Origin of the sequence: Modestobacter roseus, from assembly GCF_007994135.1 — a bacterium.
GTDB classification, from domain to species: domain Bacteria; phylum Actinomycetota; class Actinomycetes; order Mycobacteriales; family Geodermatophilaceae; genus Modestobacter; species Modestobacter roseus.
This window is the reverse complement of sequence record NZ_VLKF01000001.1, coordinates 646441-657629: the sequence shown is the minus strand read 5'-3', so window position 1 is coordinate 657629 and position 11189 is coordinate 646441. Positions and strand designations below refer to the sequence as shown.

Below are 11189 nucleotides of genomic sequence, written 5' to 3'. Positions count from 1 at the left end.
ACTCGCCACCGAGACCTCGCCAAGACTGCGTCAGCCCAGCTCACGCCGGGAATCCAACGGGGATGAGCGCCTTGGCCGAGGCGATCGCGGTGAACCAACCAGATACACAGCGTGCGCACAAGATCTCTCAGCGTTGTTGGAGGTAACGAACCGGAGAGTCTCGCTGGGCGGGCTGATGAGCGCTTCGCGCTGCGACCAGCGTGGGATCGATGCCAGTAAGACGGGACCGGCGGGGTCCCCTGCGGGCGCACTAGGGTGGACGGCGGTCGAGAGCACCGTCACGGGTGTCCGGGGGAACGGGAGGACCAGCTCTGATCTTCAAGGCGGTGCGGGACGGGCGGCCGTATCCCGACCACAACTTCTCCACGCGCGACTGGGCGATGATCCCGCCCCGGCAGATCCGGCTCGACACGCTGGTCACCACCAAGCGCGAGCTGGCGCTGGACGCCCTGCTCGCCGACGACTCCACCTTCTACGGCGACCTCTTCCCGCACGCCGTCCAGTGGCAGGGCGAGATGTACCTGGAGGACGGCCTGCACCGAGCGCTGCGCGCGGCGCTGCAGCAGCGCAACGTGATCCACGTCCGGGTGCTCGACCTCGACGCGCTGGCACGCGAGTCCCGGGCCCGCCACGCGGCGCCGGATACCGCCGAGCTGCCCGCCGTCTCCACCGACGCCCACGGCACCGACGCCCACGGCACCGGGGCGCCGTGGGGCAGCGGGGCGTGGAGCGCGCACCGCGGCGGCTAGAGCCAGCCCTTCTGCTCGGCCACCCGGGCGGCCTCCACCCGGGTGCGGGCGCCGGTCTTCCCGATGGCCGAGGACAGGTAGTTCCGCACCGTTCCCTCGCTGAGGAACAGCCGGCCGGCGATGTCGGCGACGGTGGCGCCGTCGGCGGCGGCCCGCAGCACGTCGGCCTCCCGGGCCGACAGCGGCGTGGCACCGAGCGCCAGCGCGGCCGCGGCCAGGTCGCGGTCGATCACCCGCTCGCCGGCCACCACGGCGCGGATCGACCGGGCCAGCTCGGCCACCGGGGAGTCCTTGACCAGGAAGCCGGCCGCGCCCACCTCCATCGCCCGGCGCAGGAACCCCGGGCGGCCGAAGGTGGTCAGCACCACCGCACGCACCTCCGGCAGCGCGTCGGCGAGCTCGCGGGCGGCTTCGATGCCGTCCTGCCCGGGCATCTCGATGTCCAGCAGCGCGACGTGGGGCCGGTGCTCGCGGGCCGCCGCCAGCACCAGGTCGCCGCGGCCCACCTCGGCGACGACCTCGATGTCCTCCTCCAGGTCCAGCAGCGCCCGCAGCGCGCCCCGCACGAGCGTCTGGTCCTCGGCCAGCAGCACCCGGATCACCCGGCCACCACCTCCGCGGGCCTCAGTGGCACCCGGGCCGCGAGCCGCCAGCCACCGCCGTCCACCGGGCCCGCGGTGAGGTCGCCGCCCAGCGCGGCCACCCGCTCCCGCAGCCCGGCCAGCCCCGACCCCGCCGACGCGCCGACCACCCGGACCCGCTCCCCCGCCCCGTCCCCGTCGTCCTCGAATTGCAGCGCCGCCGTGACCCCGTCCTCGGTGAGCGTGATCCCCACCCGGCGGGCGCCGCTGTGCCGCAGCACGTTGGTGGCCGCCTCCCGCACCACCCAGCCCAGCGCGGCGTCGACGGTGCCCGGCAGCACCGGCACGCGCTCCGGCAGCCGGACGGCGATCCCGGCCCCGGACAGCGCGGCACGGGCCTCGGCCAGCGCCTGGCCGGCGGTCACCTGCCGGTAGCCGCTCACCGCCTCGCGCACCTCGGCCAGCGCGCGGCGGGCCGCCTCCTCGACGTCTCCCATCTCCGCCGCCGCCCGGGCCGGGTCGCGCTCGGCCAGCCGGCGGGCCAGCTCGCTCTTCAGCGCGATCAGCGACAGCGAGTGCCCGAGCAGGTCGTGCAGGTCGCGGGCGAAGCGCAGCCGCTCCTCGGCGACGGCGCCGCGGGCCAGTTCCTCGCGGGCCTCCTGCAGCTCGCGGTTGACGGTGATCAGGTAGCGCATGCCGCGCATGGCGAAGGCGGTGAGCAGGCACAGCGCCGGGAGGACGGCGAGGCTGTAGTCGTCGTTGACCGCCAGCACGGCGGCGCACACCACGGCCGCGCCCCCCGAGACCGGCCAGGTGCATCGCGGCGGCAACGTCATCGCCGCCGCCGCGGACACGTAGATCATCAGCCCGGCCCAGGCGCTGCCGAACGAGACGGCCAGCGAGACCCCGAGCACCGCCAGCACCGCGAGGTCCCACCGGGCACCCCCGGCGCCGGGCACCGCGGTGACGCAGTACAGGTAGGTGCCGGTGAAGACGACCAGCCCGGCCACCGCCAGTGCCACGGTCCCCGCCGGGCGCGGCTCGGTCACCAGGTCGGCGATCGGGAACAGCTGGAAGAACAGCCACGGCAGCGCCCACAGGGCACCCCACCAGCTGCGGCCGGCCGTCTCCACGTCGGCGACGCTATCGCCCGGTGCCCGCACGACGGTCAGCCCGCCACCGCGTGCAGCGGACGGCGGCGGGCCACGGCCATCGCCGCTGCGGCGAACACGACGCCGTACCCCGCCAGCACGAGCACCGGCGCGCCGGTGACGGTGCCCGCCGCGACGTCCCGCCCCAGCTCGGCGAACCAGTACGACGGCAGCGTGCGGGCCACCGACGCCAACCCGGCCGGGAACAGGTCGACCGGGAACCAGAGGCCGCCGAGCGCAGCGAGCACCGTGCCCAGGATGCCGATCGCCGCACCCGCGGCCTGGGCGTCCAGCGCCAGCCCCACAGCCACGCCGAGGGCGACGAACACCACCGAGCCCGCCCACAGCGACCCGACCAGGGCCAGCCAGGTGCCCAGCCCGAGCTCGACGCCGTTGACGAACCGGCCGACCGCGGCCACCACGACCAGGCTGGGCAGCACCAGCAGCGCGCCGACCAGCACGTCGACGGCGAACACCGTGCCGGTGGGCACGGGCGTCACCCGCAGCTGCCGCAGCCAGCCGGAGGAGCGGTCGAAGGCCATCCGGATCGTCGCGCCCAGCGCCGCCCCGATCGCGCCGTAGGACATCATCGACACCAGCACGGAGCCGGCCACGTCCTGGTAGTCGCCCTGCGCCGCCTGCGCCCCGATGACCTGCGTGAAGAAGACGGTGAACAGCGCGGGCAGGAGCACGGTGAAGAAGAGGTACTGCTTGTTGCGCCCCACCCGGCGCAGCTGGAAGAGCAGCAGGTCGGTCATCGGTCGGCTCCGGTCGTGGGTCGGGTCGTGGGTCGGTCGGCTGCGCGGCCGTCGAGCAGTGCGAGGAAGGCCTGCTCGAGGCTGGCGCCCCGGACCTCCAGGTCCGGCAGCCGGTCGAAGCGGGACAGCAGCGCTCGCAGGGTGGCCTCCGCGTCGCTGGTCACCAGCTCGACGACGTCGGCCGAGCCGCCCACGCCGGTGACCCCGGCCAGCCCGGCGAGCTCCGGGTGCGGCTCGGGGACGCGGAAGCGGACCGTGCGCTCCCCCGCACCCCGGGTCACGTCGGCGACCGATCCGTCGGCCACCACCCGCCCGCCGTCGACGACGACCACGCGGTCGGCCACCGCCTCGGCCTCCTCCAGGTGGTGGGTGGCGAAGACGATCGTGTGCCCCCGCCCGGCCAGCCCGCGCATCGTCGCCCAGAACGCCCGCCGCGCCTCGACGTCCATCGCCGCGGTCGGCTCGTCGAGCAGCAGCAGCGGCGGGGAGCCGACCAGTGCGACCGCCAGCAGCACCCGCTGACGCTGCCCGCCGGAGAGGGCGTCGGTGCGCCGGTCGAGCAGCCCGTCGATGCCCACGGTGGCGGCCAGGTCGGCCAGCGGCCAGGGCGTCGGGTACCGGCCGGCGACGAGCCGGAGCACCTCCCGCACCCGCGTCTCGCTCGGCAGGCCGCCGTGCTGCAGCATCGCGCCGACGGCGCCGGCCCGGACGGCGGCGTCCGGCTCCCGGCCCAGCAGCCGCACGCGGCCGGCGGCGGGGCGGAACAGCCCCAGGGCCGCGTTCACGGTCGAGGACTTGCCGGCGCCGTTCGGGCCGAGCAGGGCGACGGTCTCACCGGCACCGATGCGCAGGTCCAGGGCGTCGACGGCGACGGTGCCGCCGTAGCGGATGGTCAGGCCCTCGATCTCGAGGGCGGGGGTGTCGGGCACGGGACGAGCCTGGCGGCCGGGGCAGGTGCCGCGGCAGTGCGAGACGTCGTCGACCCGGTCTGACATCCGTCACGTGGGAACGATCCCGGACGGAACTGAGCACTGAGGGTCGGCGCGTCGTCACACGACGGCGTGAGTTGGTGCGCACCAGTCCCTAGCATCTGCCTCGCGGTCCGCCGGCCGGTCACAGGAGCCCTGCCGGCGTGACTGTTGTCCATGTCGGAGGACCGGGCGCGACCAGCAGGTGCGCACCCGGTGCCCGCGACGTCCGGCCGGTCGCGCTCGGGCGCGCCGGAAGGAGCCTGTTCGTGCGCTGGTCCACTCCCGGGAACACCCCGCCGGCGACGGCGGTCGTCGCACCGCCGCCGCCACCGCCCACCCGTCCCCGCCGGCGGGCCGAGCACGACGGCACGCTGGAGACCGCGGCCAAGCAGGCCGGTGTCCTCTCGGCGGCCAGCCGGGAGGTCTCCGACACCTCGCGTGAGGCAGCGGAGTCGCTGACCGAGCTGCGCGCCTCGATCTCCGACATCTCCGCCAGCACCTCGCGCGCCTCGACCGTCGCCGAGGAGGCCGTGCGTGAGGCGCAGTCCGTCGACGAGCGGATCGCCGCGCTGCAGACGGCGAGCGAGTCGATCACCGAGATGGTCCGGCTGATCTCCGCGATCAGCCAGCAGAGCCGGTTCCTGGCGCTCAACGCCTTCGTCGAGGCCGCCCGCGCCGGGGAGGTCGGGCGCGGTTTCGCCGTCGTCGCCGACGAGGTCAAGCAGCTGGCCAGCCGCACCGCCCAGGCCGCGGAGGACATCGGGTCGCAGATCGAGGCGGTGCAGTCCGAGACCCGCCAGGCGGTCAGCGCGATCCAGCGGATCACCGGCACGCTGGGCTCGATCGCCGAGGCGCAGGACGCGATCAGCGCCGCGGTCGACCAGCAGCGCGCCGCCACCGACCGGGTCGTCGACAACGTCGACCGGGCCGCCAGCGGCTCGGCCCGGATCACCGACGCCGTCGCCCAGCTGGCCGACAGCCAGCGGCTGGCCTACGTGCGTCGCGCGCTCACCACCGCCCAGGACCTGCTCGACGACGCCGGTGGGGTCGAGCTCGGCGAGCGCACCGTGGACCTGACCGTGCGGGACCAGGCGACCGGCGCCGCGCACGCCGCCACCCTCCCGGAGCTGCTGCTCGGCGGTGTGCCGGTGGACCGCGACGACGACCCCCGCCGGCCCGCGCCGCTGGTCGACGCCGTCGTCGCCGAGGTCGGCGGGAGCTGCACGCTGTTCCAGCGGCTGGACGCCACCGACAGCATGGTCCGGGCCACGACGTCGGTGCTGACCCCGGCCGGGCGGCGCAACATCGGCACCTACATCTCGCGCACGAACGCCGACGGCAGCGCCAACCCGGTGCTCGCCGCCGTGCTCGCGGGGCAGACCTACACCGGGCCGGCCACCGTCGCCGGGAAGCCGTTCTTCACCGCCTACACCGGCGTGCACTCCGCCAGCGGCGAGCTCATCGGCATGCTCTACGTCGGCCTGCCGCTGGACGAGATCGGCTGAGCCGCGGCCCGGACACCCCGGCGAAAGCCGGTCCGGGGCCGCGGCGCGGACCCGGAGGGTCCCGCCGCGGGCGCGGGCAGCGGCTCCACCGCGGCCGGGACGGCACGTGGTCGCGGTGCGGCCCGGAGGGTCCCCGTCTAATCCGTCAGGTCGCGGACGACGGCGTCGGCGAGCAGCCGGCCGCGGTCGGTCAGCACCGCCCGCCCGCCGGTGTGCGCCGCCGGTTCCAGCAGCCCGCGGACGACCGACTCCGCCGCACGGGCGCGGCCGGCCTCGCTGAGCGCGGTGAGCGGCAGCCCGTCGCGCAGCCGGAGCCCCAGCATCACCCGTTCCAGCGCCTGGTCGGCGGGGGTGAGCAACTCGACGTTGGCCGCCGGGTGCTCTCCGGAGGCGAGCCGGTCGGCGTAGGCGGCCGGGTGCTTGACGTTCCACCAGCGCAGCCCACCGACGTGCGAGTGCGCGCCGGGCCCGATCCCCCACCAGTTGGCGTTGGCCCAGTACAGCTCGTTGTGCCGGCAGCGGGCGGCCCGGTCGCGCGCCCAGTTGGACACCTCGTACCAGCCCAGACCTGCGCCGCCGAACGCGCGGTCGGCCTGCTCGTACCGGTCGGCGAGCACGTCGTCGTCCGGCATCGGCAGCTCGCCGCGGGCGACCCGGCGGGCCAGCCGGGTGCCCTGCTCGACGATCAGCGCGTAGGCGCTGACGTGGTCGACCGGCGCGGCGAGGACGGCGTCCAGCGAGGCCTGCCAGTCGGCGTCGGTCTCCCCCGGCGCGCCGTAGATCAGGTCGAGGTTCACGTGCTCGAAGCCGGCGGCGCGCGCCTCGGCGGCGGCCTGCACCGCCCGGCCGGGGGTGTGCCGGCGGTCGAGCACGGCGAGCACGTGCTCGGCGGCGGACTGCATGCCCAGGCTGATCCGGGTGAAGCCGCCTTCGCGCAGCACGGCCAGCGACTCCGGGGTGACCGACTCCGGGTTGGCCTCGGTGGTCACCTCCATGCCGGGCGCCACGGGGAACAGCTCCCGGACGGCGTCCATCACCGCGACCAGGTCGCCGGCCGGCAGCAGCGTGGGGGTGCCGCCGCCGACGAAGACGGTCTGCACCGCGGGCCGGTCCGGGCCCAGCACCTCGGCGGCCAGCCGCAGCTCGGCGATCGCGGTGGCCGCGTACTCGCTGCGGTTGGCGCCCGGGCCGAGCTCGTCGGAGGTGTAGGTGTTGAAGTCGCAGTAGCCGCAGCGGGTCGCGCAGAACGGCACGTGCACGTACAGGCCGAACGGGGTGGTGGCCAGGCCGGCCCGGGCGCTGTCGGGGAGCATCGCCGGGTCGGCCGGCAGCACCGGGTCGCTCGCGCGGGCACCGGTGAGCAGGGGCAGGCTGGCAGTCATGTGCCCTCCAGTGTGACCGCCGCGCGCGATGTCCCGGCAGGATGCCGGGGTGACCTCCGCGACCAGCGACGACCGCGTGCTCACCGTCGACGTCTCCGCCGGGGTGGCCCGGCTGACGCTGGACTCCCCCGCCGACCGCAACGCGCTCTCCCGGGCCCTGCGCGCCCAGCTCCGCGGCGCCCTGGACGACGCACTGGCCGACGACGCGGTGCGGGTGGTCGTGCTCGACCACACCGGGCGGGTGTTCTGCTCGGGGATGGACCTGCGCGAGGCCACCGGCGGGGCGAGCAGCGACCAGGGGGTGCGCGAGTTCCCCGAGCTGCTGGACCGGCTGTGGCACGCGCCCAAGCCGGTGGTCGCCGTCGTCCGGGGTCCGGCCCGGGCCGGCGGGGTGGGGCTGGCGGCGGCCTGCGACGTCGTCGTCGCCGGGGCGTCGGCGTCCTTCGCCTTCAGCGAGGTGCGGCTCGGGCTGGTGCCGGCGGTGATCTCCGCGGTCTGCCGCCCGCGGATGCAGCCGCACGCCGCCCACCGGCTGATGCTCACCGGCGAGGTCTTCGATGCCGCCACCGCGGCGTCCGCGGGGCTGGTCGACCTCGCGGTGCCCGACGACGAGGTGGACGCCACCGTGGCCGCCCAGGTCAGCGCGCTGGCGGCCGGTGCGCCGGCAGCGCTGGCGGCGACCAAGCGGCTGCTCCGTGGCGGTGACGACCTCGCCGGCCGGTTCCCGGAGCTGGCCGAGCTGTCCGCCCGGGCGTTCGCCTCCGCAGAGGGTCAGGAGGGCATCGCCGCGTTCCGGGAGAAGCGCCCGGCCCGCTGGGTGCCGGCCGGCGACTGAGCGCCTCCTCGGACAGTCGTGCTCTGCCCACCCGGGGTGGGCAGAGCACCACGTCCGACGGAACACCTCCCCCCGGGGCGGTTCAGCGCAGCCGGCGGGTGTTGTCCGGCTGCCGCACGGTGACCCCGCGCGCGTCCAGCCACTCGGCCAGCGGGACGGCGACCCGGCGCGTGGTGTCCCAGGCCTTGCGCGCGTCGCTGAGGGTGAACGGCTGCGGCAGGCCGGCCAGCCGGCGCCGCGCCTCCTCGGCCACGCCGGGCGCGAGGTAGATCCCCTCGGCGATCCGGACCAGCTGCTCGTCGCGCACCGCGGCCGCCAGCTCCCGCGGGCCGAGCCCGGCGGCGACGAGGTCCGGTGCCTCGGGCGCCGCGAACGGGGCCCCGGCCAGCCGCGCGCGCACCTCGTCGACCGCCCGCTGCACGTGCGGCGGCAGCCCGGCGCTCCCGGCGACGACCCGGCCGTCGCGCAGCGCCAGCGGCGGCCGCACCACCGCCGGCACCAGGTCGGCGTCGGGCAGCTCGAGCGCCGAGCGCAGCACCGCGATCGGCGGACCGGTCTCCAGCGGACGCAGCTGCCGGTAGCGGGCCACCACCTGCGGGACCCGCGCGGCGAGCTCGTCGGCCAGCCCCGGCGCGATCAGCCACGGCCCCACCTCGGTCGCGTCGGCGGGCACCGGCCAGCCCATCGCGACGAAGTCCGCCCGCCGCACGAACCGGCGCCGCGTCAGGTCGGCCAGCGCACCGGCCTCCCCCGCCGGCTGCCCGGCCAGCTCCGCGCCCCGTGACCGGGCCGCCCCGCGGCGGCGCAGCTCCGGCGGGTCGACGTCGCGCACGTCGGCCCCGAGCACCCGGCGGGCGCCGGGGTCGCGCAGCAGCAGCCGGTCGCCGACCCGCAGCGGCAGCTCCGCGCTCAGCCGCAGCCGCAGCGCCGACCCGTCCAGCGGGCGCACCCGCGCCGAGACGGTGGCCGAGCCGATGTGCACCACCAGCTCTGCCGGCAGCCGGTCCTCGGTCGGGGTGGCGAGGGAGACGTCCAGCTCCGCGGTGCGGCGGAACGCGCCCGGGGTGAGCAGCGCGTCTCCGCGGGCGATCTCCTCGACCGCCACCCCGCGCAGGTTCAGCGCCACCCGGGCGGTGGCCGTCGCCGACTCGACCGGCGCCCCGAGCGACTGCAGCCCGCGCACGGTCACCTCGCGGTCGCCGAGGGCGAAGCGGTCCCCGGCGCGCACGGTGCCGGCGGCGAGCGTGCCGGTGACCACGGTGCCGGCGCCGCGGATGGTGAAGGCCCGGTCGACCCACAGCCGCACCGCCGCGGCCGGGTCCGGCGCCGGCAGCGCCGCCAGCACGCCCTCCAGGGCGGCGGTGAGCTCCGGCACCCCCGCCCCGCTGCGGGCGCTGACGGCCACCGCCGGCAGCCGCCCCAGCGAGGTGCCGGCCAGCCGTTCGGTGGCGTCGGCGAGCGCCGGGCCGGGGTCGGCGAGGTCGGCCTTGGTGACGGCGAGCAGCCCGTGCCGCACCCCGAGCGCGTCCAGCACGGCCACGTGCTCGGCGGTCTGCGCCGACCAGCCGTCGTCGGCGGCCACCACGACCAGCGCGGCCGGCACGGAGCCGACGCCGGCGAGCATGTTGCCGACGAACCGCTCGTGGCCGGGCACGTCCACCACGGCGAGCCGGCGGCCGCCGGGCAGCGTCGTCCAGGCGAAGCCGAGGTCGATGGTGAGGCCGCGCCGGCGCTCCTCCTCCCACCGGTCGGGCTCCATCCCGGTCAGCGCCCGCACCAGGGTCGACTTGCCGTGGTCGACGTGGCCGGCGGTCGCGATCACGTCCACGTGGCCGCCACCTCCAGCACCATCGCGGTCAGCCGCTCGTCGTCGGCGGGGGCCAGGCTGCGCAGGTCCAGGTGCGTGCGGTCACCGGCGGCGTACCCGACCACCGGGGTGCTCGCGGCCCGCAGCGGGCCGGCGAAGGCCAGCGGCACGGCCACCGCGGCGCTGGGGAGCTCGAACTCCGGCGCTCCCCCGCCGCCGACCCGGGCGGTGGCCTCGACGGCGTCGGCCTCCACGCCCCGCGCGCGGAGGGCCGCCGCGACGGCGGCGGCGCGGGCACGCAGCCCGGCGAGGTCGGCGTCCAGCATCCGGCGCACCGGCGGCACCGGCCCGCGCAGCGTGGCCTCCAGGGCGGCGAGCGTCGTCTTGTCCACCCGCAGCGCGCGGTACAGGGGGTGCCGGCGCAGCCGCTGGACCAGCTCCGCGCGGCCGAGCACGATCCCGGCCTGCGGCCCGCCGAGCAGCTTGTCCCCGCTGCACAGCGCCAGGTCGGCGCCGCCGGCGAGGGTGGTCTGCAGGTCCGGCTCGTCGGGCAGCAGCGGGTGCGGGCGCAGCAGCCCGCTGCCCACGTCGGCGACCAGCGGCACGCCGGTGCCGGCCAGCGCGGTGGACAGCTCGGCGACGTCGGCGGACCGGGTGAACCCGCGGACGACGAAGTTCGACGGGTGCACCTTGAGCACGGCGCCGGTGTCCGGTCCCAGCGCGCCGGTGTAGTCGGCGACGGCGACCCGGTTGGTCGTGCCGACCTCACGCAGCCGCGCGCCGGTGCTGGTGATCAGCTCGGGGATGCGGAAGCCGTCGCCGATCTCGACCAGCTCGCCGCGGGCGATGACCAGCTCACCACCGAGCGCGGTGGCGACCAGGGCCAGCGCGGCGGCGCAGTTGTTCACCACCAGCGCGGCCCCCGCGGCGGGGACGGCGTCCAGCAGCGCGCCGAGCGCCCCCTCCCCGCGCGGCCCGCGGCGGCCGGTGGCCAGGTCGATCTCCACGTCGGTGGTCCCGCTGGCGGCCACGACGGCGTCCACGGCCGCCGGCGACAGCGGCGCCCGGCCGAGGTTGGTGTGCACCAGCACCCCGGTGGCGTTGAGCACCGGACGCAGGCTGCTGGTGCTGCCCGGCAGCCCGTCCAGCACCGCGGGGACGACGTCGTCCGGGGCCAGTGCCCCCTCGCGCACCTGCTGCTGCGCGGCCTGCACCGCGGTCTTGACCAGGTCCCGCCCCAGCCGGGCGACGGCGGCGGCGACCTGCGGCTCGGCGAGGACGGTGTCGGTGCGCGGCACTGCGCGGCGGGGGTCGGTCGTCATGGCGGCACCAGCCTAGGGCGGCGCCGCGGCGCCGCGGCGCCGGTCCGGGCCCCGCCCGCGGTCACTGCCGGACCACGGGAACGGGCCGGCCACGGGTGGGGCCGGGGGCCGCCGCGCTGCGCGGCGGC

The 11189-nt window shown here is 77.0% G+C and carries 10 protein-coding genes; 3 read left to right on the top strand and 7 right to left on the bottom strand.

Translation table 11 applies throughout. The features are described 5' to 3' along the window. Positions 1 to 284 precede the first annotated feature (284 nt). Positions 285 to 749, top strand: coding sequence for a type II toxin-antitoxin system VapB family antitoxin (locus JD78_RS22940; protein WP_481822771.1), 465 nt, complete (start codon positions 285 to 287; stop codon positions 747 to 749). Here the strand turns inward: JD78_RS22940 and JD78_RS03180 are convergent. The 4 genes from JD78_RS03180 to JD78_RS03165 are packed head-to-tail and all read right to left on the bottom strand — an operon-like array spanning position 746 to position 4168. After that, positions 746 to 1351, bottom strand: a complete 606-nt coding sequence (locus tag JD78_RS03180; protein WP_166520949.1) for a response regulator transcription factor — start codon at positions 1349 to 1351, stop codon at positions 746 to 748. The genes JD78_RS22940 and JD78_RS03180 overlap by 4 nt on opposite strands. Then, positions 1348 to 2463, bottom strand: a complete 1116-nt coding sequence (locus JD78_RS03175) for a sensor histidine kinase (protein ID WP_153360682.1) — start codon at positions 2461 to 2463, stop codon at positions 1348 to 1350. The genes JD78_RS03180 and JD78_RS03175 overlap by 4 nt, the downstream gene beginning before the upstream one ends. A gap of 35 nt (positions 2464 to 2498) precedes the next feature. Continuing rightward, complete coding sequence (locus JD78_RS03170; protein ID WP_153360681.1) at positions 2499 to 3239, bottom strand: ABC transporter permease; 741 nt, start codon at positions 3237 to 3239, stop codon at positions 2499 to 2501. Beyond that, positions 3236 to 4168 (bottom strand): ABC transporter ATP-binding protein, encoded by a 933-nt coding sequence (locus JD78_RS03165; RefSeq protein ID WP_153360680.1) that lies wholly within the window; start codon positions 4166 to 4168, stop codon positions 3236 to 3238. The genes JD78_RS03170 and JD78_RS03165 overlap by 4 nt, the downstream gene beginning before the upstream one ends. A gap of 308 nt (positions 4169 to 4476) precedes the next feature. Here JD78_RS03165 and JD78_RS03160 point away from each other — a divergent pair, with 308 nt between their 5' ends. Next, entirely contained in the window at positions 4477 to 5715 is a 1239-nt protein-coding gene (locus JD78_RS03160; RefSeq protein WP_228395182.1) for a Cache 3/Cache 2 fusion domain-containing protein, read from the top strand. A 137-nt stretch (positions 5716 to 5852) separates the two neighbouring features. On the opposite strand, the gene hemW is transcribed toward JD78_RS03160, so the two are convergent. After that, a complete protein-coding gene (hemW, locus tag JD78_RS03155; protein WP_153360679.1) occupies positions 5853 to 7097 on the bottom strand; it encodes a radical SAM family heme chaperone HemW in 1245 nt (414 codons plus the stop codon). 49 nt (positions 7098 to 7146) lie between these two features. Between hemW and JD78_RS03150 the strand changes: the two genes are divergently transcribed. Continuing rightward, on the top strand, positions 7147 to 7932 hold the full coding sequence (locus tag JD78_RS03150) for an enoyl-CoA hydratase-related protein (RefSeq protein ID WP_228395181.1): 786 nt from the start codon (positions 7147 to 7149) through the stop codon (positions 7930 to 7932). Positions 7933 to 8014: 82 nt separating this feature from the next. Here JD78_RS03150 and selB read toward each other — a convergent pair whose 3' ends face one another. Both selB and selA read right to left on the bottom strand, forming a co-directional pair. Continuing rightward, on the bottom strand, positions 8015 to 9760 hold the full coding sequence (gene selB / locus JD78_RS03145; RefSeq protein ID WP_166520947.1) for a selenocysteine-specific translation elongation factor: 1746 nt from the start codon (positions 9758 to 9760) through the stop codon (positions 8015 to 8017). Continuing rightward, a complete protein-coding gene (gene selA / locus JD78_RS03140; protein ID WP_166520946.1) occupies positions 9751 to 11061 on the bottom strand; it encodes an L-seryl-tRNA(Sec) selenium transferase in 1311 nt (436 codons plus the stop codon). The genes selB and selA overlap by 10 nt, the downstream gene beginning before the upstream one ends. Positions 11062 to 11189: the final 128 nt, after the last annotated feature.